The following is a 24325-nucleotide window of genomic DNA, read 5'->3' on the forward strand; positions in this document are numbered from 1 at the left end:
ACATTTTCTTGCCTGAACGCGACCGGGCACAGCCTTTGCAAAACACAGCTTCAGTCGTCCGCATCTGCCAACCAGAAAAAATCGAATGTTCATGGAGATCGCACAATGAAGCGTCGCAGTTTGATCAAGGCTTTCACACTCACGGCATCCATTGCCGCGATGGGCATGACCTGGACTGTCCAGGCCGCCGAGACCATCAAGGTCGGGATTCTGCATTCGTTGTCCGGGACCATGGCGATCTCCGAAACATCGCTCAAGGACATGGCACTGATGACCATCGACGAGATCAACGCCAAGGGCGGTGTGAACGGCAAGATGCTCGAGCCGGTGGTGGTCGACCCCGCTTCCAACTGGCCGCTGTTCGCTGAAAAGGGCCGACAGCTGCTGACCCAGGACAAGGTCGCGGTGGTGTTCGGTTGCTGGACGTCGGTGTCGCGCAAATCGGTACTGCCGGTGTTCGAAGAGCTCAACGGTCTGCTGTTCTACCCGGTGCAGTACGAAGGCGAAGAGATGTCGCCGAACGTCTTCTACACCGGCGCCGCGCCGAACCAGCAAGCGATCCCCGCCGTTGAATACCTGATGAGCGAAGAAGGCGGCAGCGCCAAGCGCTACTTCCTGCTCGGCACCGACTACGTCTACCCGCGCACCACCAACAAGATCCTGCGCGCGTTCCTGCACTCCAAAGGCGTGGCCGACAAGGACATCGAAGAGGTCTACACGCCGTTCGGTCACAGCGATTACCAGACCATCGTTGCCAACATCAAAAAATTCTCCGCCGGCGGCAAGACTGCGGTCATCTCCACCGTCAACGGCGACTCCAACGTGCCGTTCTATAAAGAGCTGGCCAACCAGGGCCTGAAAGCCACCGACGTACCGGTGGTGGCGTTCTCGGTCGGCGAAGAAGAACTGCGCGGCATCGACACCAAACCGCTGGTGGGCAACCTCGCGGCGTGGAACTACTTCGAGTCGGTGGAAAATCCTGCGAACAAGAAATTCGTCGCGGACTGGAAAGCCTATGCGAAGAAACACAACCTGCCGGGCGCCGATAAAGCCGTGACCAACGACCCGATGGAAGCCACCTACGTCGGCATCCACATGTGGGCGCAGGCGGTCGAGAAAGCCAAATCCACTGACGTCGACAAGGTTCGTGAAGCACTGGCCGGGCAGACCTTTGCTGCGCCGTCCGGTTACACGTTGACCATGGACAAGACCAATCACCACCTGCACAAGCCCGTGATGATCGGCGAAATCCAGAGCGACGGGCAATTCAACGTCGTGTGGCAGACCGAAGGCCCGATCCGCGCACAACCGTGGAGCCCGTTCATTCAGGGCAACGACAAGAAGCCGGATTATGCGGTGAAGAGCAACTGAGGCGAATTCAGTTTTTGAGGCGAGCATGAGACTTCCCCCTCACCCCAGCCCTCTCCCTCAGGGAGAGGGGGAAAGGGAGCCGATCTTCATGCTCTTCAGACCCTGAGTTCGACTCGAGTTCGCAGGTCGCAGCACATCGTCCAGACACCTCGGTCAGTCCCCTCTCCCTCCGGGAGAGGGTCAGGGTGAGGGGGCGGTTGAACAGGACACCACTAATGCCCACTGCCATACACCGCGTACTTCTCGCCATAGCACTGTTGCTGCCACTCCTGGCCCACGCCGGCGACGCCGAAGACTTCGTCGCGGCCAACCCGATGCAACAGGCCAAACTGCTGGAAGCCTGGGCCGCGCAGCCCGATCCGGCGCGTATCGAATTGCTCAACGCCCTGCAACAAGGCGAACTGACGATCGACGGCCAAGCGAAAACCCTGCGCCTGAACAATCGCCTGCGGGGTCTGATCGACACCGCAATGGCCAGCCATCAATTGCTCGCCGCTGACAGCAAAATCCGTCTGAGCGCCGCGCAGCAATTGCAGAAAAGCGCGAAACCCGCGCAGCTGAAATTTCTCGACCGGCAACTCGCTGGGGAAAAAGACCCAAGCGTCCACGCCGCCCTGAGCCTGGCGCTGGCCAATCTGCAACTGGTCGACAGCGACCCGGCGGTGCGCCTCGCGGCGGTACGTCTGCTCGGTGAAACCGGCGACCCGCTGGCACGCACGCGTCTTGAAGGCCTGCTCGAGCCCGGCATGGAAAGCGATGCCGGCGTGCGCACCGCCGCCGAAACCAGCCTCGCTCAGGTCAAGCGCAAGCTGCTGATCGGCGAAGTGCTCGGCCAGGCCTTCAGCGGCATGTCGCTGGGCTCGATTCTGCTGCTCGCGGCCCTCGGCCTGGCGATCACCTTCGGCCTGCTCGGGGTGATCAACATGGCGCACGGCGAGATGCTGATGCTCGGCGCCTACTCGACCTACGTGGTGCAGTTGATGTTCCAGCGTTACGCGCCGCAAGCCATCGAGTTTTATCCGCTGATCGCGCTGCCGGTAGCGTTTTTCGTCACCGCCGCCATCGGCATGGCCCTGGAGCGCACAGTCATCCGCCACCTTTACGGTCGGCCACTGGAAACCCTGCTCGCGACCTGGGGCATCAGCCTGATGCTGATCCAGCTTGTGCGTTTGTTGTTCGGCGCGCAGAACGTTGAAGTCGCCAACCCGGCGTGGTTGTCCGGCGGCATCCAAGTGCTGCCCAATCTGGTGCTGCCGTACAACCGCATCGTCATCATCGCTTTCGCATTGTTCGTGGTGGTGCTGACCTGGCTGTTGCTGAACAAAACCCGCCTCGGCCTCAACGTCCGCGCCGTCACTCAGAACCGCAACATGGCCGCCTGCTGCGGCGTGCCGACCGGGCGCGTGGACATGCTCGCCTTCGGCCTCGGCTCGGGCATCGCCGGCTTGGGCGGCGTGGCGCTGAGCCAGATCGGCAACGTCGGTCCCGACCTTGGCCAGAGCTACATCATCGACTCGTTCCTGGTGGTGGTGCTCGGCGGCGTCGGCCAACTGGCCGGTAGCGTGCTCGCCGCATTTGGCTTAGGGATCGCCAACAAGATTCTCGAACCGCAGATCGGTGCGGTGCTCGGCAAGATCCTGATCCTCGCGCTGATCATTCTGTTCATTCAGAAACGTCCGCAAGGCCTCTTCGCACTGAAAGGACGGGTGATCGACTGATGAACCAGCCTCTGTTAGTCACGGCCACACAAAAGGCCGGGCCGAAAGTCACGCTCGCGGTCGGCGGGGTGATCCTCGCGCTGCTGATCGTTCTGCCGCTGCTCTCGTTGTTGTCGCCGGACAATGCCCTGCACGTCTCGGCCTACACGCTGACCCTGGTCGGCAAAATCCTCTGCTACGCCATCGTCGCTCTGGCGCTGGATCTGGTCTGGGGCTATGCCGGCCTGCTTTCGCTGGGCCACGGCCTGTTCTTCGCCCTCGGCGGGTACGCGATGGGCATGTACCTGATGCGTCAGGCGGCCGGCGATGGCTTGCCAGCGTTCATGACTTTCCTGTCGTGGAGCGAATTGCCGTGGTACTGGACCGGCACCAGCAGCTTCCTCTGGGCCATGTGTCTGGTGGTGCTGGCGCCGGGGTTGCTGGCGCTGGTGTTCGGCTTCTTCGCCTTCCGTTCGCGGATCAAAGGCGTGTATTTCTCGATCATGACCCAGGCCCTGACCTTCGCCGGCATGCTCCTGTTTTTCCGCAACGAGACCGGTTTCGGTGGCAATAACGGCTTCACCAATTTCCGCACGATCCTCGGTTTCGGCATCACCGAACCGGGCACCCGCGCGGTGCTGTTTCTGGCCACGGTGTTGCTGCTGGTGGCGAGCCTGTTCATCGGCTGGCGCCTGGCGCAAAGCAAGTTCGGTCGCGTGCTGACAGCGCTGCGTGATGCGGAAAACCGTTTGATGTTCTGCGGCTACGACCCGCGCGGTTTCAAGCTGTTCGTCTGGGTGCTGAGTGCGGTGCTGTGCGGTCTCGCCGGAGCGCTGTACGTGCCACAAGTCGGCATCATCAACCCCAGCGAAATGTCGCCGACCAACTCGATCGAAGCGGCGGTGTGGGTCGCCCTTGGCGGGCGCGGCACGCTGATCGGGCCGCTGCTCGGCGCCGGCGTGGTCAACGGCATGAAGAGCTGGTTCACCGTGGCCTTCCCGGAATACTGGCTGTTCTTCCTCGGTGCGCTGTTCATCGTCGTGACGTTGTACCTGCCCAAGGGCGTGATCGGTCTGCTGAAGAAACGAGGTGAACAATGAGAGTCACAGCGAGTGCTGAATTCATGCTGGAGCCGGCGTTTTTCCCCGTGGAACCGAACAAGGACGAAGGCACCAGCCGCGACTCGATCGGCCTCGGCCAGCGCGTCGGCCCGGGCCTCGATACGCGTCACGGCACGATCCTCACCCTGGAGGACATCAGCGTCAGCTTCGACGGCTTCCGTGCGTTGAACAATCTCAACCTGTACATCGGCGTCGGCGAACTGCGCTGCATCATCGGCCCCAACGGCGCGGGCAAAACCACGCTGATGGACGTGATCACCGGCAAGACCCGGCCCAGCCATGGCAAGGCCTGGTTCGGCGAAACCCTGGACCTGACGCAGATGAGCGAAGTGCAGATTGCCCAGTCCGGCATCGGCCGCAAGTTTCAGAAGCCAACGGTGTTCGAAGCCTTGAGCGTGTTCGAAAACCTTGAGCTGGCGCAGAAGACCGATAAGTCGGTGTGGGCCAGTTTGCGTGCACGCCTGAGCGGCGAACAGAAGGACCGCATCAGCGAAGTGCTCGAGACGATTCGCCTGACCACCTCGGTCAATCGCCAGGCGGGCTTACTGTCCCACGGCCAGAAGCAGTTCCTCGAGATCGGCATGCTGCTGATGCAGGACCCACAACTGCTCCTGCTCGACGAACCGGTGGCGGGCATGACCGACGCCGAAACCGAGTTCACTGCCGAGCTGTTCAAATCGCTGGCGGGCAAGCATTCGTTGATGGTGGTCGAGCACGACATGGGTTTCGTCGGCTCGATTGCCGACCACGTCACGGTGCTGCATCAGGGCAGCGTTCTGGCGGAAGGCTCGCTTGAGCAAGTGCAGGAAAACGAGCGCGTGATCGAGGTCTACCTCGGCCGCTGAAGACCTAGATCGTTCCCACGCTCTGCGTGGGAATGCCGCCATGGACGCTCTGCGTCCGCCGTTATGTGACGCGGAGCGTCACGGGATGCGTTCCCACGCAGAGCGTGGGAACGATCACCGGGGGAGAATTCGAACATGCTGCAAGTCGACAAGCTGCATCAGTACTACGGCGGTAGCCACATCCTGCGCGGCCTCAGCTTCGACGTGAAAGTCGGCGAAGTCACGTGCCTGCTCGGGCGTAACGGCGTGGGCAAGACCACCCTGCTCAAATGCCTGATGGGCCTGCTGCCGGCCAAGGAAGGCGCGGTGAACTGGGAAGGCAAACCGATCACCACGTTCAAACCGCATCAGCGCGTGCATGCCGGTATCGCCTACGTGCCGCAGGGCCGTGAGATCTTCGGGCGCCTGACGGTAGAAGAAAATCTGCTGATGGGCCTGTCGCGTTTTCCAGGCTCAGAAGCCAAAGAAGTCCCGGGTTTCATCTACGAATTGTTCCCGGTGCTGCTACAAATGAAGCAGCGCCGTGGCGGTGATCTGTCCGGCGGTCAGCAACAGCAACTGGCAATCGGCCGGGCGCTGGCCAGCCGCCCGCGCCTGCTGATTCTTGATGAGCCCACCGAAGGCATTCAACCGTCGGTGATCAAGGAAATCGGCGCGGTGATCAAGCAGCTCGCGGCGCGCGGTGACATGGCGATTCTGCTGGTCGAGCAGTTCTACGACTTTGCTGCAGAACTGGCCGATCAATACCTGGTGATGTCGCGGGGCGAGATCGTTCAACAGGGTCGCGGTGAAAATATGGAGGCCGAAGGTGTACGCGGGCTGGTCACGATCTAACGCGCCGGTCTAATCTGTAGCTTCCTAACGATAATCACAAACCATGAATTCGATTGTTGCACCTGCCCTGTTTACCCCGAGCTGGCACGCCGAGCTGGAACTGGCCTACGCGCGTTTCGGCGATTGCACGCGCCCGGTCATGCGCCGCCACCTCGGCCCGCTGCGCGTGCAAAAGCATCTGTACGCCGAAGGCCCGCAAGTCTGCCAGCACATCATCGTCCACCCACCGGGCGGAATTGCCGGTGGTGATCGGCTCGATATCAGCGCGCGCGTCGAACACAACGCCTGGGCGCAAATCACCAGCCCCGGCGCCGCCAAGTGGTATCGCGCGGGCGGGCCGGCTTATCAGCAGCTCGACTTGCAAGTCGCTGCCGGCGCGACTCTGGAATGGCTGCCGCAGGAAACCATCGTCTACAGCGCCGCGCAAGCCGAGTTGACCACAACGATCGAGCTTGAAGGCGATGCGCGGCTGTTCTACTGGGACGTGGTGGCGCTGGGCCGCCCGGCCAGCGGCGAGCGTTTTGACCTCGGGCATTTTCAGGCGCACCTGGACATCCGCCGCGACGGTCGGTTGCTCTGGCACGAACGGCAGCGCATTGTCGGCAACGATGGTTTGCTCGACTCGCCAATCGGGCTGGATGGGCAACCGGTGTTCGCGACGATGCTGGTGACCGGTGAGATAGACGCCGAGCTGCTGGAGCGTTGCCGCTCGCTGGGGCATGGGGTACGCGGGGATCTGACGCAATTGCCGGGACTGCTGGTGGCTCGTTGCCTGGCCAGTGAGGCGTTGCTCGCCCGCGCCTGGCTCATCGATTTGTGGCGATTGCTCAGACCTGCGCTGCTGGGGCGCGAAGCTATCGCGCCAAGAATATGGAGCACCTGAAACCCCGACCCTCACCCCCCGCCCTCTCCCGGAGGGGAGAGGGAGCCTGACCGAGTCGTCTGAAATAAATTTATCTGCCTGAACGAATATTGCTGACTGAATTGGCCATTGAAAACAACCAAGATCAGTCCCCTCTCCCTCGGGAGAGGGCTAGGGTGAGGGGCTGCTCCAACTGGCACCCCACACTTCTCGAGAGCCACCCGAATCTGCCCTGATGGAACCCGAACCATGGACCTGACCCCACGCGAAAAAGACAAGCTGCTGATCTTCACCGCCGGCCTCGTCGCCGAGCGGCGGCTGGCCCGTGGCGTGAAACTCAACTACCCGGAAGCCATGGCCTACATCTCCGCCGCGCTGCTGGAGGGTGCCCGCGACGGCCAGACCGTGGCCGAGCTGATGCACTACGGCACCACCCTGCTCAGCCGCGAACAAGTGATGGAAGGCATCCCGGAAATGATCCCGGAAATCCAGGTCGAGGCGACGTTCCCCGACGGCACCAAACTGGTCACCGTTCACCAGCCGATCGTCTGAGGCCGCGCCATGACTTACGCCATTCGCGATGCAAGCCGGGCCGACCTGCCGGCGATCCGCGACATCTACAACGACGCCGTGCTCAACACCACGGCGATCTGGAATGAACAAGCGGTCGACCTCGGCAATCGCCAGGCATGGTTCGACGCGCGTCAGTTGCAGGCGTACCCGATTCTGGTGATCGTCGACAGCCACAACGCGGTGCTGGGTTACGCCTCGTTCGGCGATTGGCGGCCGTTCGACGGTTTCCGCCACACCGTCGAACACTCGGTGTACGTGCGCAGCGATCAACGCGGCAACGGCCTCGGCCCGCAACTGATGACCGCGTTGATCGAACGCGCCCGCGCCTGCGGTAAACACGTCATGGTCGCTGCCATCGAGAGTGGCAACGCCGCGTCGATTCGCCTGCACCAGCGCGCCGGTTTCAGCGTCACCGGGCAGATGCCGCAAGTGGGCACCAAGTTCGGCCGCTGGCTCGATCTGACCTTCATGCAGTTGACCCTCAATCCCGGCGCACAGCCGCCGGATACTCACAAGGAGTGATGTCGATGAACGCCGCCCAGTTGCGCCGCGTCAACGCTGAAAGCTTTGCCCACTATCGCCAGGGCCTGATCGATCTGCTGCTCGACGCCGTCGGTTACGGCGCCAGCGTCGGTTTTATGGCCGACCTCGATGAGGTGCAGGCGCGCGCATATTTCGATGAGGTGCAGGACAACATCAACAAGGGCAGCACGCTGCTGTGGGTGGTGGTGAAGGACGAGCAGGTGCTGGCCAGTGTGCAATTGGGTCTGTGCCAAAAGGCCAACGGTCTGAACCGCGCCGAAGTGCAGAAGCTGCTGGTACGCGAAGACGCCCGGCGGCGCGGCCTCGGTCAGCAACTGATGCAGGCGCTGGAACTCGAAGCGCCCAAGCACAAGCGCGGCATGCTCTATCTCGACACCGAGGCCGGCTCGCCGGCGGAAGATTTCTACAAGGCGCTGGGCTACGTGCGCGCCGGCGAAATCCCTGATTACGCCTGCGACCCCAACGGCACCTATCGCCCGACCGCGCTCTATTACAAAGTCCTGCAAGGAGCCCAGCGATGATTCCTGGCCAATACCAGATCCAGCCCGGCGACATCGAACTCAACGTCGGCCGTCGCACCCTCAGCCTGAAAGTCGCCAACAGCGGCGACCGGCCGATTCAGGTCGGCTCGCATTTCCACTTTTTTGAAACCAACGACGCGCTGACCTTCGATCGCGCCGCCAGTCGCGGCATGCGCCTGAATATTCCGGCGGGCACGGCGGTGCGCTTCGAGCCGGGGCAAAGCCGTGAAGTCGAACTGGTGGATTACGCCGGGCATCGCCGGGTGTTCGGCTTTGCCGGCCGCATCATGGGTGATCTCTAAACAACACGGTGCCCGCTCTGGCCCCTTCGCGAGCAGGCTCGCTCCCACATGAGAACGCGATCAAATGTGGGAGCGAGCCTGCTCGCGAAAGCGAGTAATGCGAGCGATTTCAGACCCAATTGAATCTCAAGGCGAACGAATGAAGATTTCCCGTCAAGCCTACGCCGACATGTTCGGCCCCTCCGTCGGCGACAAGGTGCGCCTGGCCGACACCGAGCTGTGGATCGAAGTCGAAAAGGACTTCACCACCTACGGCGAGGAAGTGAAATTCGGTGGCGGCAAAGTCATCCGCGACGGCCAGGGCCAGAGCCAATTGCTCGCCGCCGAAGTGGTCGACACGCTGATCACCAACGCACTGATCATCGACCACTGGGGCATCGTCAAGGCCGACGTCGGCCTCAAAGACGGGCGCATCGCCGCGATCGGCAAGGCCGGCAACCCTGACGTGCAGCCCAATGTGACCATCGCCATCGGCGCCGGCACCGAAGTGATTGCCGGCGAAGGCATGATCCTCACCGCTGGCGGCATCGACACGCATATCCACTTCATCTGCCCGCAGCAGATCGAAGAAGCGCTGATGAGCGGCGTCACCACCATGATCGGCGGCGGCACCGGGCCTGCCACCGGCACCAACGCCACCACCTGCACCTCCGGCCCGTGGCATCTGGCGCGCATGCTCCAGGCCGCCGATGCTTTCCCGATGAACATCGGCCTGACCGGCAAGGGCAACGCCAGCCTGCCGGAGCCGTTGATCGAACAGGTCAAGGCCGGTGCCATCGGTCTCAAGCTGCACGAGGACTGGGGCACCACTCCGGCGAGCATCGACAACTGCCTCAACGTCGCCGACCAGTACGATGTGCAGGTGGCGATCCACACCGATACCCTCAACGAATCCGGCTTCGTCGAAACCACCCTTGGCGCGTTCAAGGGCCGCACCATCCACACCTATCACACCGAAGGTGCCGGTGGCGGCCACGCGCCAGACATCATCAAGGCCTGCGGCTTTGCCAACGTGCTGCCAAGCTCGACCAACCCGACCCGGCCGTTCACCCGCAACACCATCGACGAACACCTCGACATGCTGATGGTCTGCCATCACCTCGACCCGAGCATTGCCGAAGACGTCGCCTTCGCCGAAAGCCGGATCCGCCGCGAAACCATTGCCGCCGAAGACATCCTCCACGACCTCGGCGCGTTCTCGATGATCAGCTCCGACAGTCAGGCCATGGGCCGTGTCGGCGAAGTCATCACGCGCACCTGGCAGACCGCCGACAAGATGAAAAAACAGCGCGGCCCGCTGCCGCAGGACGGCGCAGGCAACGACAACTTCCGCGCCAAACGCTACATCGCCAAGTACACGATCAACCCGGCAATCACCCATGGCATCAGCCATGAAGTCGGCTCGATCGAAGTCGGCAAGTGGGCCGATCTGGTGCTCTGGCGCCCGGCGTTCTTTGGTGTGAAGCCGACGCTGATTCTCAAGGGCGGCGCGATTGCCGCCAGCCTGATGGGCGACGCCAACGCTTCGATTCCAACACCGCAACCGGTGCATTACCGCCCGATGTTCGCCAGCTACGGCGGCTCGCTGCACGCCACCAGCCTGACCTTTATCAGCCAGGCGGCGCAGGAGGCCGGATTGCCAGAAGCCTTGGGATTGAAGAAGCAGATCGCTGTGGTGAAGGGCTGCCGCGACGTGCAGAAAACCGACCTGATCCACAACGACTATCTGCCGAACATCGATGTCGATCCACAGACCTATCAGGTCAAGGCCGATGGCGTGTTGCTGTGGTGCGAACCGGCGGAAACGCTGCCGATGGCGCAGCGCTATTTTCTGTTCTGATGAAAGCGTGCGCTGAATACGGACGCGCAGGTCCGTATTCAGTCGCGATCGCTCAGGCAGTCACGGGAACAGTTTCGCGATGTCCGCATCGCTGTAGTTGTAATCGATGCGTAACTCGGTTCCCGCCGGAATGTCTTCGGTAGCGAAGATGGCGTTGAGAATGAAGTCCCGGGTGACCAATTCCTTGCCTATCCACTGTTGCGCTTCGACATCGAACGGTACGAACTCGACGTTGTAACCCTCCGTAGCCTGACGAACCGGCTTGCCCGTTGCGTCATACCAAAAGCGCGTGTTGATCCGGGAAATAATCGTGTCACCGACCAGCGCGAATTCGTAGGGGATCAAATATCCAGGCCCTGGTTGATAACGGACGCCGACCTTCATGGTGTATGACTGCTGGGGCAGCGGCACAAGACGTCCCGGCATGATCGCGCCAGCATAGACACCGACCACCTCGCCTCGGGTGATGCGCCGGTTGGCGACCACCATTGACTGGCCGACCAGGGCCCGCTCTCCGGGCACCGTCATGTCGGCCTCGGTGAACAATCGCCATTGCAGCTTTTCTTCATACAACCGCGCGACATGCTCGTAGGCGCCAAACTTGATGTAGGGCTTGATCTGCTCGGAGGTATAACGGCTGCCGTCTTCGAAACGCGCCAGGGTCTGGAGCTTCTTTATCCTGACAGGCCGGCCGGCCATGTCCCGGAAAGGGTATTTGCCGTTATTGGCACGGTCGTAGACCCCGGGCCGATTGGTGAGGAACGAAAACCGTGTTTCGCTGCGCATTGCACGCAATTCCTCAGCGGTGAAGGGTTTGACGGGCATCGACTCGGACGCCAGATAAAAATGTTCCTGCGTTACACCGCCATCGTCGGGCAGCTCCTCAACGGCAGACTCATAGTCTTCATCGCTCTGGCGCGCCACCCTGCGGCTTTTACCCGGGACAGCGGCAGCGTCCGGCGACGCGCCGGACTCTTCAAGCGCGTACCAGTGCTTGTTCAACGGATCGTAGGCAAGCACAGGGCCGGACGGCTGCAGCTCGCTGGACAATCTGGCCCGATGCAGACCGGTCTCGGCATCGACGCCGATCAGCACCGTACCACCGCCCTGCAGGTCCGCGTATTGGCGTCCTTTGAATACGCGAAACCCGTCAACGTCCGCTTGCGGTAGAGGGGCTGTCGAGGCAATCAGGTAACGCTCCAGAGCCGAGGTTTTAAGCTTCGGGACGGGACCAGATGTAGACGGCGTCGGGTCGACGTGCACGCTGTGCGGGGCAACTGCAGTTTCCATTTGCTGCGTGTTGCTGCCGGGCTCACTGGCATCGGGCGGGGTCTTGCGAATGAACGGACCGGGGGTCAGGTGCGACGACTCGATCCCGTGCGCGGCGGGATCCCGGGATGTGCGCCCAGGGGTGGTGATATCGACTGCGCCCGGCTTGGGCGGCTTGGGTCTGACTGGCATTGACAGGCTTCCTTGCAAAGATTGCGCAGCGCTGGCCAGTCTGGCTGGCGCTACGACCGTCGGCATCCATTGCCAACATGTGCCCGGAAAACTATCAGACCATCCTGCCGGTTCATACCGGACGAAACACCCGCAAACATTAATCAGGCGGGAGCGGGCCGGCCGGCGATGAGGCCAGCTAGGACCTCACGGCCTCAAACAATTCATTCGACCACCAACCGCCCCAAACGCTGGCGCAACATGCGGTTCTCGGCACGCAACTGCTTCACCTCGTCCAGCAGATCCAGCGCCAGCGCCACGCCTTCCCACTCCAGTTCCAGATCACGGCGCAGCTTGGCGGCGCGCTTGGCCAAGGCCAATTCGTAATCGGTGAAGCGCCATTCCCGGGGCTGCGCGCCCTGAGGTTCGAGGATGCCGTGCTCGACGATTTCGATCACGTAGACGTCCGACAAATCGGCCGCCTCACAGAATTCTGCCAGGTCCAGTTGAACGATCAGGGGGCTGCTCATGATGGGCTACTCCGTCGTCGGGTTCAGAAGTTCTCTCGCGGATTGAAGGCGGCTTTCTTCGCCAGTTCCTGCCACAGCGCCTTGACCTCATCGTCGGAGGCTTTGGGCATCACGGCCTTGAGCTGCACGAACAGATAACCGCGTTCGCCGGCCTTGTTCAGCAGGCCATGGCCCTTGGCGCGCATGCGCTGGCCGTTCTGGCTGCCGGCCGGGACCTTGAGGTTGATCTTGCCGGTCAGGGTCGGCACGGCCACTTCAGTGCCCAATGCCAATTCCCACGGAGCCAGGGGCAAGGTGATGATCAGGTTTTCGCCTTCGACATCGAATTTCGGGTGCGGCGCAAAACGAATGGTCAGGTACAGGTCGCCATTCGCCCCGCCACCGATGCCCGGTGCGCCCTGGCCCTTCAGGCGAATTCGCTCGCCATCGGTCACGCCGGCCGGAATCTTCACGTTCAGGCTCTTGCTGGTGTTGCTGACATGCTGGCCGTGCGCGTTGTATTGCGGCACCTGAAAGGTGACTTTCTTCGATTCGTTCGACAGGGTTTCTTCGAGGAAGACCGGCAGTTCCATTTCCACGTCTTGCCCTCGACGTCCGCGTGATTGGCGGCTCTCGGCGCCACCGAAACCGGGGCCGCGATTGCCGAAGATCGAACTGAAGAAGTCCGAGAAGTCGCCCGTGTCGCCACCGCCGCCACCGAAGCCGCCACGGCTCTGCCAGCCCGGTGGGCCCTGAAACGGCTGACCGTGCTGGCCATAACGGCGCAGTTCGTCGTATTCGGCGCGCTTGTCGGCGCTTTTCAGCGCTTCATAGGCTTCCGAGGCATCCTTGAACTTGGCCTCGGCGTCTTTTTCCTTGCTGACATCGGGGTGGTATTTGCGCGCCAGCTTGCGATAGGCCGCCTTGATGGCCTTGTCGTCGGCTGTCGGCTCCACGCCGAGTATCTTGTAATAGTCTTTGAAGTCCATGGAAGGATCACCATCCGTTATCGATTTCGCGCCGAGACCAGCATGCGCCGATTGGCACGTGCCGGGTTGACCGATCTCAAGTTTGTGACCGGGTGGCGCCGCAGAAGTTTATCGGCAGTGGACGACGGTTCTTGCGACCGCCGGTGTGTCTGCCGGCCCATGCCAGCAAGTTTGGGGCGATGCGGTGGTTTTCAACTGTCAGGTGGCGAAATAGCGGATGACCGGCCTTCGAATCTGCCGCGCACTGACATACACTGCGCGGCCGTTTTTTTGACCGGAAACCGAAAGACATGAAAGACGCCTCTCCAGCCCGTGCCTGCGGCATCGACTTCGGCACGTCCAACTCCACCGTCGGCTGGCTGCGCCCCGGCATGGACACCATGATCGCGCTGGAAGACGACAAGATCACCCTGCCGTCGGTGGTCTTCTTCAACATCGAGGAACGTCGCCCGGTCTACGGTCGCCTGGCCCTGCACGAGTATCTGGAAGGCTACGAAGGCCGGCTGATGCGCTCGTTGAAAAGCCTGCTCGGCTCCAAGCTGATCAAGCACGACACCAGCGTCCTCGGCACGGCGATGCCGTTCAAGGATCTGCTCGGGCTGTTCATCGGCCAGCTCAAGAGCCGCGCCGAAACCGCCGCCGGTCGGGAATTCGAGCAAGTGGTGCTGGGTCGCCCGGTGTTCTTCGTCGACGACGATCCGCTGGCTGACCAGGAGGCCGAAGACACCCTGGTCGAAGTGGCGCGCAAAATCGGCTTCAAGGACGTGTCGTTCCAGTACGAGCCGATCGCGGCAGCGTTCGACTACGAGTCGACCATCGAGAAAGAAGAGCTGGTACTGATCGTCGACATCGGCGGTGGTACCTCCGACTTCTCGCTGGTGCGCCTGTCGCCCGAGCGTCGCGGTGTCGACAACCGTCACGATGACATCCTCGCCACCGGCGGTGTGCACATCGGTGGTACCGACTTCGACAAACAGCTCAGCCTGCAAGGCCTGATGCCGCTGTTCGGCTACGGCAGCCGCATGAAGAGCGGCGCGTACATGCCAACCAGCCACCACATGAACCTGGCGACCTGGCACACGATCAACTCGGTGTACTCGCAGAAATCCACGCTGGCACTGGGCAGCATGCGTTACGACATCGAAGACACCGGCGGCATCGATCGCCTGTTCAAGCTGATCGAACAGCGCGCCGGGCACTGGCTGGCGATGGAAGTGGAAGAAACCAAGATCCAGCTGACCCACGCCGACAGCCGCCACGTGCCGCTGGACCGCATCGAAGCCGGGCTGAGCGTAGAGCTGAGCCGCGCGCTGTTCGAATCGGCGATCGAAGCCTTGCTCGAGCGCGTGCGCGGCAGCGTTACGCAGCTGTTGAATGACGCCGGCGTAGCAGTCGATCAGGTTGATACGGTGTTCTTCACTGGGGGCTCCAGCGGCATCCCGGCCCTGCGCAACAGCGTGTCGGCAATGCTGCCGAACGCTCGGCATGTCGAAGGCAACATCTTTGGCAGCATTGGTAGCGGTTTGGCGATTGAAGCGATGAAGCGTTACGGTTCGATGGCCTGATCACAATCTCTGTGGCGAAGAGCCTTTGTGGCGAGGGGATTTATCCCCGTTGGGTCGCGAAGCGGCCCCCGATTTATGAAAGCAGGGGCCTGCTGCGCAGGCCAACGGGGATAAATCCCCTCGCCACAGATGCATTCAATTCAGTTGCTTGGCCTTAGACCATCCCGCCCAGCTTCAGCTCACTCTTCAGATACGCGTAATAAATCGGCCCTGCCACCACCCCCGGCAAACCGAACGCGGCTTCGAACACCAGCATCGCCAGGAGCAACTCCCACGACTTGGCACTGATCTGCCCACCAACGATGCGCGCGTTGAGGAAGTATTCGAGCTTGTGAATAACGATCAGATAGCCCAGCGCGGCGATCGCCACCCAGATCGACAGCGACAGACCGACGATGGTGATCAGCGTGTTCGACATCAGGTTGCCGATCACCGGCAGCAGGCCGAGCAGGAAGGTCAGCACGATCAGGGTTTTGGTCAGCGGCAGCTTGATGCCGAACATCGGCAGGATCACCGCGAGGAAGATCCCGGTGAACACGGTGTTGAGCAGGGAAATCTTGATCTGCGCGAAGACGATATTGCGAAACGCCTGCACCAGCAGATGCAAACGGTCGAACAAAGCGGCGGCCAGCGGCTTGCGCTTGGTCACGTCGGGGATGCGCTGCAGGGCGATGATCGCGCCGAGCACCATGCCGATCAGCAGGGTGACGAACATGTGCGCGGCGTCCTTGCCGACCAGTTGCAGGTCGGCCAGATGCTTGCTCGCCCACTCGCCGATCGCCACGCGAAATTCCGCTGCACTCGCCGGCAGGTAGGCATCGATGAACGGCGGCAACTGCCCGCGCGCGCGATCGACTACGCCCATGAATTTGTCGAGTGAAGCGCCGGGGTTTTCCGCTTCATGCAGGAGGAAACTGATAGCCCCGGCGAAAATCAGCGCCAGCGCACTTACTACCAGCGTGCCGAGCAGCGCCACCGCCAACCAGCGGGCACGCCGCCCTTCGATCAGCCGTTGCAGTTGCGGGGTGAGCATGTTGACCAGCTCGAACACCAGCAACCCGGCCAGCAGGCTGGGCAACAGGCGCAGCGGCAGCACCAGCAGCAGACCGCCAAAAATGATGATGCAACTGACCCAGAACACAACATGACGCTGAGAAAACGTTGGCATACAGCCTCAAAACGAACGGCGTGAAAGGATGGGCAGTCTGCCAGCGATCCTGGGTTAGCACTAGGGATATGCGGGGTTTCGGATTTTCGTGCAAGGCTTGCGAATTTCCCCCTCACCCTAGCCCTCTCCCAGAGGGAGAGGGGACCGATTGGGGGTTGCTCGAAAAATTTTCCGACCTGAACGTGCAGTGCCGAATCCGCAATCGACCCGGTATTTCAGACCCCAGTTCCTGTCGGCATCAATGCGGTCGGTCCCCTCTCCCCTCCGGGAGAGGGTTAGGGTGAGGGGAAAATCTCAAGCCGACCGAGTCAATCGGACACCCATGGCGCCCCCTTATTTTTTCTTCAGACACTCACTCATGAACGCCTTGCGCGCATCGCCGGTCAGTGCCTTGGTTTTCGCATCGGCATTGCAGGTGGTCATCTTCTGCTGCTGCGGGGTCAGCTCCTTGCCATCGTTGGCCGCTGGTGCCGCTTTCAGGCAGGTGCTCATGAACGCCTTGCGCTCATCGCCCTTCAAACTCTTGGCGGTCGCATCGGCATTGCAGGTCGTCATCTTGTTCTGTTGCGCCGTGGCGGCGAAACCCTGGGAACACACAAGCAGCCCGATCATCAACAACGGCACACGCAACATCTTCATGGAGTTTTCTCCTTGTTGCCGCACCGATGGATGCGGCCTCTGTCGCAGTGTAGTCAAAGCTTGTTACACCTTCCTGCCCTCGAGGTGGCTGCGCCGATACTGCTCCGGCGTACAACCCGCCTGACGGGCAAACATGGCGATGAATGCCGAGCCGCTGCTGTAGCCGAGGTCGAAAGCGATTTCCTGCACCGAACGCGAGGTCTCAAGCGCCTCGATCGCCGCCAGATAACGCAAGCGCTGACGCCACTCGCCAAAACTCATGCCCAGCTCACGAACGAACTGCCGCGCCAGCGTGCGCTCGCTGACATGCACTTGCGCGGCCCAATGCGCCAACGGTTGGTTGTCGCCCGGCGCGGCCTGCAAGGCGTCGAGAATCGTCAGCAAGCCCGGGCTGCTCGCATACGGCAGGTAACATTCCTGCACCGGCGCCTGTTGCAGTTGATCGACCAATACCTGGGCCAGACGCTGATCGGCCTCATGCTCCGGAATCTTCACATCGCGGGCAGCGAAGTCCTTGAGAATCGCCTTGAGAATGTCACTGATCGCCAAGGTGCAGGCATGCGCCGGCAACCGTGTGCAAACACTTGGATCAAGACACACCGCGCGATAGTTGACCGGCTGATGGCTGTAGAAACTGTGCTCGACCTCGGGCGGCACCCACACCGCGTATTGCGGCGGCGACATGAAGCGACTGCCGTCGACATCCATGTGCAACACGCCATGGGCGGCATACTCGAGCGTGCCCCACGGATGGCGATGCGGCGCGGCATATTCGTGGGCATTGAAATCGGCGTAGCGGAAATACACCGCTGACGGCAATTCGCTGAAATCGAGCAGATCGATGTGTTTGCTGTTCATGCTGTCCGGATGCAGAGGCAGGTTGTCTGGATCGCAGTATAGGCCTGCATCCAGACAGGCGATAATCGCGCTTCATCAACGTTCTGGTTTTTGTCCCATGCAATACGCGTTTCCCCTGCTGGCGATTTTCATCTGGGCCGGCAACACCGTGATCAACAAACTGGCGGTCGGCGCGATCTTCCCGGCCGAGATCGGTTTCTATCGCTGGCTGCTCGCCGGCGTGCTGTTCACGCCATTCATGCTGAAGAAAGTCATCGCCCACTGTCCGCAGATTCGGCCGAACCTGGGGCGGATTTTCATCCTCGGCGTGCTCGGCATGGCGGTGTATCAGAGCCTCGCCTATTTCGCCGCAACACTGACCACCGCGACCAACATGGGCATCATCCTGTCGTTGATGCCATTGATGTCGCTGGCCATGGCGATCATCAGCCTCGGCCAGCGCCTGACGGCTGGTGCGCTGGTCGGTGCGGTGCTGTCGTTCGCTGGCGTGCTGGTGGTGGTGTCGTCCGGCAGCCTCGGTGCGCTGCTGCAACACGGGGTCAATCTGGGCGATGCGATGATGCTGGTCGCGACGCTGGCCTACGCGGTTTACAGCACGCTGCTGAAAAAGTGGCAACTGCGCCTGCCGCCACTGGTGCTGCTGTACTTGCAGGTGCTGGTGGCGATTGTGGTGTTGTTTCCGTTGTTCGCTGTTTCGCCGAAGACCGGTTTGAATCTGCAGAACGTGCCGCTGGTGCTCTATGCATGCCTGCTGGCTTCGATGGTCGCGCCGCTGGCGTGGATGCAAGCGGTGCAGCGGCTGGGACCGAGCCGGACGACGTTGTTCTTCAATCTGCTGCCGCTGATTACCGCGTTGATCGCAGCGCTGGTGCTGAAGGAACAGTTGGCGATGTATCACCTGGTGGGCGGATTGCTGACCTTGGGCGGGGTGGTTTTGTCGGAGCGCTGGACCACCGTGTTGGGCCGCCGGGTCAGCGTTGCCTGATAAGACCCCTTCGCGAGCAGGCTCGCTCCCACATTGAAATGCAGACACCTGTGGGAGCGAGCCTGCTCGCGAAGAACGATGACGCGGTCTGTTTGGCTATAACCCAGCCGCCTCCAGCCGCGCCGCATGCTCGACAAACAGCCTTACCGGATCCGCGCCCTTGCCCACCAGTCCCAGCGACTGATTGACGATGTCGAAATGATCCAGCGGATAGTCATCACCGATCACCGTGCCCAGATGCGAGCTGTAACGGCCGACCATGCCATCGCACTGCCCCGGCTCACGGACGAAGGTCTTGGCAAACAAGCGACAACTGCGGTTGGTGCCGTCAAAAAGATTGCCGCCACGATCAGTCTTGCCCGGTTGCAGCGTCCCTGACCAGGAGTAATAGCGCACACCGTTGACCTCTTCCGACCCCTGGCCGCCCCAGACTTCCGGCAACCCTTGTGGATAACGCTGATTGAATAATGCAACGCCCGCCGTCGTCAGCGATTGGTGAGAAGCGTGGATATCCACCGGCAGTTTCGGCCCGTGGTAACCCGTGTCGAGCAATGCCATGACCCAGCCGATCAAGCGCAGCAACGCTTCGAGCAAGCGGCCCTTGGCACTGCTACCGGGGTAGTGCTTTTCCAGATAATCAGCCAGCTCGGAACCATGATTCGGCCCGGCGACCGATGTTACCGAGGCGACCAGATCCGGACGCTTCGCCGCCGCATACCGTGCGGTCAACGCGCCTTGGCTGTGGCCGAACAGATTGACCTTTTGCGCCCCGCTCTCGCGCAGGATTTCCTCGATCCGCGCCAGCAACTGCTCGCCGCGCACTTCAGTAGAGTTGAGCGGCGAGACCTGCACCGCGACCACCGTCGCACCACCACGGCGCAAGGCCTTGATGATGCCGAACCAATACGGGTAAAGCACCAGCCGGATAAAGCCGAGCATGCCCGGCACCAGCACCAATGGATAACGTGTCGACATGGGTTACATCCTTGTGCGCGGTGAGTGGATGCCAGACTTGCAAGACGCCCGCCAAGCATCCAACGTGACGATGACAACTGAACGATGAGCCTACTTCAGCCCGCCACGATCCGCTCCACCGAAACCGGACTGACCAGCGTCAGGCCCTCCCGACATAGCAGTCTTCAGCAGTTCCTGCAGCGCGTCCGGCATAAATCGCATAAAACTTTTCGCTTCGCTCAAGACTCACAACCTGGGTAGCGACCGCGTCTTCAGAACGTGGCGCCTATCGGATTAGCCTCCAGGAGAATGAAATGAGTGACGTGCATTTGTCTGATGTTCAAACCCTGCGCGAACGCGCGCGGCAACACGTGGAAAACGGCGCGGTCACCGAGGGCTACAACGCCAACCGTGAAGAAATACTGCGTTTGCTCAACGAGTCGCTGGCCACCGAACTGGTGTGCACCTTGCGCTACAAGCGCCACTACTTCATGGCCAGCGGCCTGAAAGCCAACGTCGCCGCCGACGAATTCCTCGAACACGCCAACCAGGAAGCCGAGCACGCCGATCGCCTCGCCGAGCGGATCGTGCAACTGGGCGGTGAGCCTGAGTTCAACCCTGACCTGCTCAGCAAGATGTCCCACGCGCAATACGTGGCCGGCAACACGCTCAAGGAAATGGTTTACGAAGATCTGGTGGCCGAGCGCATTGCTATCGACAGCTATCGCGAAATCATCCAGTACATCGGTGACAAAGACCCGACCACCCGCCGCATCTTCGAAGACATCCTCGCCCAGGAAGAAGAACACGCCGACGACATGGCGGATATCCTCAACGACCTATAATCCCGTCACACCGCTTTCGCGAGCAGGCTCGCTCCCACACTGGAACGTATTTCGATTGAAGAAACGCGTTCGAATGTGGGAGCGAGCCTGCTCGCGAAGGCGCCCTCAGAGACGCCGCATTACTTGCTGGGTTTAACGGTCACCGGCGCCTTGCCCTGCTTCATCTGCTCGAGCAACGGCGCGCACTGATTCGGCTCGCCCCCGCTCGGCGCCACCAGCGCCAGCAATCCCGCCGCCGGTGCGGCAATCACGCCCAGCGCAACCATCCCCGCCCCGCGCAGCATCAACGGTACGGCTTTGACGCCGGCATCCGGTTTGATGAACTTGCCGCGCACATACAGCGGCGAGCGCAGCGAGATCAGACGCCAGCCCTTGGATTCCGGGGTCACGGTCAGATCGAGTTGTTCGGTGGCCATGTTCGCCGTGCCATCGATGTAGATGATTGCGTTCTCGGTATCGAAGACAAACAGCCGTGTCGTGGCCAGGCCGGTCTTGATGTCGAAGTCCGCCGCCGCGCAATTGATCTTCACTTCCTTGTCGCCAAAGATCTTGCCGACCACGTAGTTACCGACGTTGAGCCCGGCCAGCTCCATCAACTCACGGCTGATTGCACCGTCGTTGATCAGCATCTTCAGATTACCGTTGGCACCACCGAGCAGCTTGGCCACGGAGTTGCCCCGGCCACTGATGTCGGCATCGCCATTGAGCTCACCGAAACTGGTCTTCATCGGCTCGAAGGTCGGGAACAGCTCTTTGAGTTTGAATTTGCGTGCGGTCAAACGCGCGCGGCCTTCCAGCGGCTCGGTGCGGCCATTGAGGCGAATCAGCGCATCCAGCGTGCCGCCGGCGACACCAAAGCGCAGCGGTTCCAGGCTGAGCTCGCCGTCGTTGAGTTTCAGATGGGTATAGAGGTCGTTGAACGGCAGCTTCTCGCTGTGGACGATGCGTTTGCCGGTGAACTCGACATCGGCGTCCATGGCCCGCCAGCGATCGGTTTTGAATTCTTCGACCGGCAGGACTTTGTCCGCCGGTTGCTTGCTCGCGCCGCCACGGGCCTTTTGCTCGGTGTTGGAGTCGGCGCCGATCAGTGGCGCGAGGTCGGCAAACAGCAGTTGATTGGAGAGCAGCGCACCGCTGAGTTTCGGCCGTGGCTGGCTGGCCACGTAGGTCAGGTCGCCGTGGATGTCGCTGTCGCCGATCTTGCCGTTGAATTTTTCATAAGTGAATTTCGCCCCGGCTTCGTCATGCAGCCTGGCGATCAGGTGACCGTCGGTGGAATACGGTGGGGTGTCCGGCAGGGTCACGCCGGTCAGCGGGTAGAGATTGCCGAGGCTGTCGCCAGCGAGCTTGAGGCGCAGATCAAGAGCGCCAAGATTCAGCGGGTCAGTCAGGGTGCCGGCCAGTTCGATACGGGTATCGCCGATCTTCGCCTGGGCCTGCAACGGGAACGGCTTGCTCGCGTCCTGCAACGCCAGCAACCCGCCGATCTTGCCCTGCCCGGTGAGGTTCTGCCCGTGGTACTGGCCTTTGACCTTGAGCGCAAAGGCGTAATCCTGCGGTGCGCCGCCCTTGTCCTGAGCAGTTTTCGCCGCTTTGTCGCCGACGATCTCGCTGAATGGAATCGGCTTGCCGAGCGGGTCGATCAGCACATCGAGGTTGGTCTTCAAGGTCTGGTCGTCGAGGGTCACGTGGCCCTTGTCGAAACCGATCGCGCCGATGTCGACCACCCAGCTCGAAGGCTCGGCGTTCGGGTCCTTGGGATCGAATTTGAACGTCCAGTTGGCGCGGCCATCGGCCAGACGTTGCAGCTCGGCATTCGGCTCGGTCAGGTCGATGCGCGGAATCACCACGCGCTGGGCCAGCAGGGCCAGCGGCGAAATGCGCAGTTCAACGCGTTTGAGCGTGACCATCTGCGCCTGCTTCGACCAGTCCGGGTTGCCCAAGCTCAAGTCCTCGGCGACCACGTGCGGCCACGGCACCCAGGCACGCCAGCCGCCTTCTTCCGGCTCGCGCTGCCAGATCACCGCGAGGTTGCCATTGATGGCAAACGCCCGGTGCAGTTCTTCCGAAACTTTGGCATTGATCGTCGGTTTGATCCGGTTCCAGTCGAAGAACACGATGATCAGAATCAAGGCTGCCAGCAGCAGCACGAGGATGGCGAAGGTCCAGCTGAAGATTTTTCCAGTGCGCGTCATGCACAAAGCTCCTGATCACGACCGCACGCCGATTACCCGACGCACAGCTGAAACGGCAGACCTAAGCGGCCCCTATGCAGTCTGTGACTGGCGAAAGGCCCGCAGGTTTAATCGAAAGGCAGTTTAAGCCATAAAAAGCGCAGCAAAACTGACCGATCGGTCGAGCAGTGTTACCGCGACCCGCACTTTTGCGAGGCACGAGTGAGTCGAAAATACCCACGACGGTGCAAAACCGTCGCCCGCAAAGGCCCGATCTAGAGCCTTCGCGCCGAACAATCAATTCTGTTGATTATTACCATTGCGTTTATGAACTTTTATATCGACATATCGAGAGTAGCATTGCCCTCGTACCCACTTTATCGCCCTCCCAAGGAGCCACTATCATGAAACGCCAATTACTGCTCAGCCTTACCCTGTCGATGCTAGCCAGCACTGCTTTTGCCCTGCCCGCTGCCGATCAGGCCACTCCGCAAGTCAAAGACAGCCACTCGGTGTTCAGCCAGACGCTCGCTGAAGACGGCTACGACAAAACCCCACAAGGCCAGACTCTGGCTGAAGACGGCTATGACAAGACCCCTCAAGGTCAGACTCTGGCTGAAGACGGCTATGACAAAACCCCACAGGGCCAGACCCTGGCTGAAAACGGCCGCAATCGTCTCGAAGAAAAAGGTCTGGTGGAAGATGGCTACGACAAGACTCCCCAAGGTCAAGCCCTCGCCGAAGGTGGTGGTGATCGTGTAATCGAACGCAACAGCGCCGTGAGCTGAGCCTATGACGGCCCAGCGAAAAAGCCCAATCAGCGGATTGGGCTTTTGACTTTTCAGCTTCTGTGAATCCCTCGCTGCATGACTCCCCGTTCGACGCCGACAAAGCCGATTTGCTAGAGTGCGGCGCTTGTCCTGCCGAAGAACACACCCTGCGATGCTGCCCCGCGCCGAACAGAAACAACAGACCCGCAACGCCCTGATGGACGCTGCCCGCCACCTGATGGAAAGCGGCCGAGGATTCGGCAGCCTGAGCCTGCGCGAAGTGAGCAAGACCGCCGGCATCGTGCCCACCGGTTTCTACCGGCACTTTGCCGATATGGACGAGTTGGGTCTGGTACTGGTCAGCGAAGTCGGCCAGACCTTCCGCGAAACCATCCGCCTGGTGCGGCACAACGAATTCGTCATGGGCGGCATCATCGACGCTTCGGTGCGCATCTTCCTTGATGTGGTCAACGCCAACCGCTCGCAATTCCTGTTTCTCGCCCGCGAACAATATGGCGGCTCGCTGCCGGTACGCCAGGCGATCGGACGCCTGCGGGAGAACATCAGCGCCGACCTCGCGGCGGACCTGGCGCTGATGCCCAAGCTGCAACATCTGGACATCGCCGGTCTGAGCGTGATCGCCGACCTGATCGTCAAATCGGTGTTCGCCACCCTCCCCGACATCATCGACCCGCCCGCCGAGGCCTTGCCGGAGCATCTGACGCCGCAGGCGAAGATCACCCAGCAACTGCGCTTCATCTTTATCGGCCTCAAGCACTGGCAAGGGCTGGGCAGTACCGAGTAATCCCCTTCTCTATCTGACACAGCGCAAAGCCTCTGTGGGAGCGAGCCTGCTCGCGAAAGCGCTGGGTCAGCTGAATACATCTGTCTGACACGGCGCATTCGCAAGCAGGCTCGCT

General features: G+C 61.3%; 24 protein-coding genes. 16 read left to right on the plus strand and 8 right to left on the minus strand.

From position 1 onward, the window contains the following. Window positions 1-105: 105 nt before the first annotated feature. The 11 genes from urtA (at window position 106) to ureC (ending at window position 10509) form a co-directional block, all read left to right on the plus strand. Complete coding sequence (gene urtA / locus AB4N48_RS21455; protein ID WP_056787644.1) at window positions 106-1371, plus strand: urea ABC transporter substrate-binding protein; 1266 nt, start codon at window positions 106-108, stop codon at window positions 1369-1371. Window positions 1372-1586: 215 nt separating this feature from the next. After that, window positions 1587-3089, plus strand: a complete 1503-nt coding sequence (gene urtB / locus AB4N48_RS21460; RefSeq protein ID WP_375123057.1) for an urea ABC transporter permease subunit UrtB — start codon at window positions 1587-1589, stop codon at window positions 3087-3089. Continuing rightward, complete coding sequence (gene urtC / locus AB4N48_RS21465; protein ID WP_056787639.1) at window positions 3089-4168, plus strand: urea ABC transporter permease subunit UrtC; 1080 nt, start codon at window positions 3089-3091, stop codon at window positions 4166-4168. The genes urtB and urtC overlap by 1 nt, the downstream gene beginning before the upstream one ends. Further along, a complete protein-coding gene (gene urtD, locus AB4N48_RS21470) occupies window positions 4165-5034 on the plus strand; it encodes an urea ABC transporter ATP-binding protein UrtD (protein ID WP_016771888.1) in 870 nt (289 codons plus the stop codon). The genes urtC and urtD overlap by 4 nt, the downstream gene beginning before the upstream one ends. Before the next feature lie 135 nt (window positions 5035-5169). Further along, window positions 5170-5868: an urea ABC transporter ATP-binding subunit UrtE gene (urtE, locus tag AB4N48_RS21475; protein ID WP_016771889.1), complete on the plus strand. Its 699-nt coding sequence runs from the start codon at window positions 5170-5172 to the stop codon at window positions 5866-5868. Window positions 5869-5911: 43 nt separating this feature from the next. Then, a complete protein-coding gene (locus AB4N48_RS21480; protein ID WP_460094288.1) occupies window positions 5912-6751 on the plus strand; it encodes an urease accessory protein UreD in 840 nt (279 codons plus the stop codon). Between the two features lie 228 nt (window positions 6752-6979). Next, window positions 6980-7282: an urease subunit gamma gene (ureA, locus tag AB4N48_RS21485; RefSeq protein ID WP_003221215.1), complete on the plus strand. Its 303-nt coding sequence runs from the start codon at window positions 6980-6982 to the stop codon at window positions 7280-7282. A gap of 9 nt (window positions 7283-7291) precedes the next feature. Further along, window positions 7292-7825: a GNAT family N-acetyltransferase gene (locus AB4N48_RS21490; RefSeq protein ID WP_353188087.1), complete on the plus strand. Its 534-nt coding sequence runs from the start codon at window positions 7292-7294 to the stop codon at window positions 7823-7825. A gap of 5 nt (window positions 7826-7830) precedes the next feature. Continuing rightward, window positions 7831-8367 (plus strand): GNAT family N-acetyltransferase, encoded by a 537-nt coding sequence (locus AB4N48_RS21495; RefSeq protein ID WP_236169796.1) that lies wholly within the window; start codon window positions 7831-7833, stop codon window positions 8365-8367. Continuing rightward, window positions 8364-8669, plus strand: coding sequence for an urease subunit beta (locus AB4N48_RS21500; RefSeq protein WP_095180936.1), 306 nt, complete (start codon window positions 8364-8366; stop codon window positions 8667-8669). The genes AB4N48_RS21495 and AB4N48_RS21500 overlap by 4 nt, the downstream gene beginning before the upstream one ends. Before the next feature lie 139 nt (window positions 8670-8808). Further along, window positions 8809-10509 (plus strand): urease subunit alpha, encoded by a 1701-nt coding sequence (ureC, locus tag AB4N48_RS21505; protein ID WP_460094290.1) that lies wholly within the window; start codon window positions 8809-8811, stop codon window positions 10507-10509. A gap of 60 nt (window positions 10510-10569) precedes the next feature. Here the strand turns inward: ureC and AB4N48_RS21510 are convergent, their stop codons facing one another. The 3 genes from AB4N48_RS21510 to AB4N48_RS21520 all read right to left on the minus strand — a co-directional run bounded on the left by AB4N48_RS21510 (window position 10570) and on the right by AB4N48_RS21520 (window position 13447). Further along, window positions 10570-11970: a hypothetical protein gene (locus AB4N48_RS21510; protein WP_460094291.1), complete on the minus strand. Its 1401-nt coding sequence runs from the start codon at window positions 11968-11970 to the stop codon at window positions 10570-10572. 203 nt (window positions 11971-12173) lie between these two features. Continuing rightward, a complete protein-coding gene (locus AB4N48_RS21515) occupies window positions 12174-12479 on the minus strand; it encodes a chaperone modulator CbpM (RefSeq protein ID WP_016771896.1) in 306 nt (101 codons plus the stop codon). 23 nt (window positions 12480-12502) lie between these two features. Further along, window positions 12503-13447, minus strand: a complete 945-nt coding sequence (locus AB4N48_RS21520) for a DnaJ C-terminal domain-containing protein (protein WP_024011397.1) — start codon at window positions 13445-13447, stop codon at window positions 12503-12505. A gap of 290 nt (window positions 13448-13737) precedes the next feature. Here AB4N48_RS21520 and AB4N48_RS21525 point away from each other — a divergent pair, with 290 nt between their 5' ends. After that, window positions 13738-15012 carry an Hsp70 family protein gene (locus AB4N48_RS21525; protein ID WP_130929365.1) on the plus strand — a complete coding sequence of 425 codons (1275 nt, stop codon included), beginning with the start codon at window positions 13738-13740 and terminating at the stop codon, window positions 15010-15012. A gap of 154 nt (window positions 15013-15166) precedes the next feature. Here the strand turns inward: AB4N48_RS21525 and AB4N48_RS21530 are convergent, their stop codons facing one another. The 3 genes from AB4N48_RS21530 to AB4N48_RS21540 all read right to left on the minus strand — a co-directional run bounded on the left by AB4N48_RS21530 (window position 15167) and on the right by AB4N48_RS21540 (window position 17677). After that, window positions 15167-16180, minus strand: a complete 1014-nt coding sequence (locus AB4N48_RS21530) for an AI-2E family transporter (RefSeq protein WP_016771899.1) — start codon at window positions 16178-16180, stop codon at window positions 15167-15169. 333 nt (window positions 16181-16513) lie between these two features. After that, a complete protein-coding gene (locus AB4N48_RS21535) occupies window positions 16514-16819 on the minus strand; it encodes a PsiF family protein (RefSeq protein ID WP_016771900.1) in 306 nt (101 codons plus the stop codon). Window positions 16820-16882: 63 nt separating this feature from the next. Further along, window positions 16883-17677 carry an AraC family transcriptional regulator gene (locus AB4N48_RS21540; RefSeq protein WP_282387441.1) on the minus strand — a complete coding sequence of 265 codons (795 nt, stop codon included), beginning with the start codon at window positions 17675-17677 and terminating at the stop codon, window positions 16883-16885. A 97-nt stretch (window positions 17678-17774) separates the two neighbouring features. Here AB4N48_RS21540 and AB4N48_RS21545 point away from each other — a divergent pair, with 97 nt between their 5' ends. Beyond that, window positions 17775-18662 (plus strand): DMT family transporter, encoded by an 888-nt coding sequence (locus AB4N48_RS21545; RefSeq protein WP_460094293.1) that lies wholly within the window; start codon window positions 17775-17777, stop codon window positions 18660-18662. 96 nt (window positions 18663-18758) lie between these two features. Here the strand turns inward: AB4N48_RS21545 and AB4N48_RS21550 are convergent, their stop codons facing one another. Then, the gene (locus AB4N48_RS21550; protein WP_305382106.1) at window positions 18759-19637 is read right to left on the minus strand and encodes an esterase/lipase family protein; all 879 of its coding nucleotides are present in this window, start codon (window positions 19635-19637) and stop codon (window positions 18759-18761) included. A 293-nt stretch (window positions 19638-19930) separates the two neighbouring features. Here AB4N48_RS21550 and AB4N48_RS21555 point away from each other — a divergent pair, with 293 nt between their 5' ends. Then, window positions 19931-20461 carry a ferritin-like domain-containing protein gene (locus tag AB4N48_RS21555; protein ID WP_041480703.1) on the plus strand — a complete coding sequence of 177 codons (531 nt, stop codon included), beginning with the start codon at window positions 19931-19933 and terminating at the stop codon, window positions 20459-20461. Between the two features lie 119 nt (window positions 20462-20580). On the opposite strand, the gene AB4N48_RS21560 is transcribed toward AB4N48_RS21555, so the two are convergent. Beyond that, window positions 20581-22656, minus strand: a complete 2076-nt coding sequence (locus AB4N48_RS21560) for an AsmA family protein (RefSeq protein ID WP_252877345.1) — start codon at window positions 22654-22656, stop codon at window positions 20581-20583. 383 nt (window positions 22657-23039) lie between these two features. Between AB4N48_RS21560 and AB4N48_RS21565 the strand changes: the two genes are divergently transcribed. Together AB4N48_RS21565 and AB4N48_RS21570 are read left to right on the plus strand one after the other, a co-directional pair. After that, window positions 23040-23423: a hypothetical protein gene (locus tag AB4N48_RS21565; protein WP_041480705.1), complete on the plus strand. Its 384-nt coding sequence runs from the start codon at window positions 23040-23042 to the stop codon at window positions 23421-23423. 154 nt (window positions 23424-23577) lie between these two features. Then, window positions 23578-24210, plus strand: coding sequence for a TetR family transcriptional regulator (locus tag AB4N48_RS21570; protein WP_056787610.1), 633 nt, complete (start codon window positions 23578-23580; stop codon window positions 24208-24210). Window positions 24211-24325: the final 115 nt, after the last annotated feature.

The sequence above is a fragment of the Pseudomonas sp. S2_C11 genome, from assembly GCF_054668395.1.

Coding starts and splice junctions, on each gene's coding strand:
- AB4N48_RS21510 (WP_460094291.1), bottom strand. CDS start 11,970: ATGCCAGTCAGACCCAAGCCGCCCAAGCCGGGCGCAGTCGATATCACC.
- ureA (WP_003221215.1), top strand. CDS start 6,980: ATGGACCTGACCCCACGCGAAAAAGACAAGCTGCTGATCTTCACCGCC.
- AB4N48_RS21520 (WP_024011397.1), bottom strand. CDS start 13,447: ATGGACTTCAAAGACTATTACAAGATACTCGGCGTGGAGCCGACAGCC.
- urtC (WP_056787639.1), top strand. CDS start 3,089: ATGAACCAGCCTCTGTTAGTCACGGCCACACAAAAGGCCGGGCCGAAA.
- urtE (WP_016771889.1), top strand. CDS start 5,170: ATGCTGCAAGTCGACAAGCTGCATCAGTACTACGGCGGTAGCCACATC.
- AB4N48_RS21530 (WP_016771899.1), bottom strand. CDS start 16,180: ATGCCAACGTTTTCTCAGCGTCATGTTGTGTTCTGGGTCAGTTGCATC.
- AB4N48_RS21550 (WP_305382106.1), bottom strand. CDS start 19,637: ATGTCGACACGTTATCCATTGGTGCTGGTGCCGGGCATGCTCGGCTTT.
- AB4N48_RS21535 (WP_016771900.1), bottom strand. CDS start 16,819: ATGAAGATGTTGCGTGTGCCGTTGTTGATGATCGGGCTGCTTGTGTGT.
- AB4N48_RS21545 (WP_460094293.1), top strand. CDS start 17,775: ATGCAATACGCGTTTCCCCTGCTGGCGATTTTCATCTGGGCCGGCAAC.
- AB4N48_RS21480 (WP_460094288.1), top strand. CDS start 5,912: ATGAATTCGATTGTTGCACCTGCCCTGTTTACCCCGAGCTGGCACGCC.
- AB4N48_RS21555 (WP_041480703.1), top strand. CDS start 19,931: ATGAGTGACGTGCATTTGTCTGATGTTCAAACCCTGCGCGAACGCGCG.
- urtA (WP_056787644.1), top strand. CDS start 106: ATGAAGCGTCGCAGTTTGATCAAGGCTTTCACACTCACGGCATCCATT.
- AB4N48_RS21500 (WP_095180936.1), top strand. CDS start 8,364: ATGATTCCTGGCCAATACCAGATCCAGCCCGGCGACATCGAACTCAAC.
- AB4N48_RS21570 (WP_056787610.1), top strand. CDS start 23,578: ATGCTGCCCCGCGCCGAACAGAAACAACAGACCCGCAACGCCCTGATG.
- urtB (WP_375123057.1), top strand. CDS start 1,587: ATGCCCACTGCCATACACCGCGTACTTCTCGCCATAGCACTGTTGCTG.
- AB4N48_RS21525 (WP_130929365.1), top strand. CDS start 13,738: ATGAAAGACGCCTCTCCAGCCCGTGCCTGCGGCATCGACTTCGGCACG.
- AB4N48_RS21515 (WP_016771896.1), bottom strand. CDS start 12,479: ATGAGCAGCCCCCTGATCGTTCAACTGGACCTGGCAGAATTCTGTGAG.
- AB4N48_RS21540 (WP_282387441.1), bottom strand. CDS start 17,677: ATGAACAGCAAACACATCGATCTGCTCGATTTCAGCGAATTGCCGTCA.
- ureC (WP_460094290.1), top strand. CDS start 8,809: ATGAAGATTTCCCGTCAAGCCTACGCCGACATGTTCGGCCCCTCCGTC.
- urtD (WP_016771888.1), top strand. CDS start 4,165: ATGAGAGTCACAGCGAGTGCTGAATTCATGCTGGAGCCGGCGTTTTTC.
- AB4N48_RS21565 (WP_041480705.1), top strand. CDS start 23,040: ATGAAACGCCAATTACTGCTCAGCCTTACCCTGTCGATGCTAGCCAGC.
- AB4N48_RS21495 (WP_236169796.1), top strand. CDS start 7,831: ATGAACGCCGCCCAGTTGCGCCGCGTCAACGCTGAAAGCTTTGCCCAC.
- AB4N48_RS21560 (WP_252877345.1), bottom strand. CDS start 22,656: ATGACGCGCACTGGAAAAATCTTCAGCTGGACCTTCGCCATCCTCGTG.
- AB4N48_RS21490 (WP_353188087.1), top strand. CDS start 7,292: ATGACTTACGCCATTCGCGATGCAAGCCGGGCCGACCTGCCGGCGATC.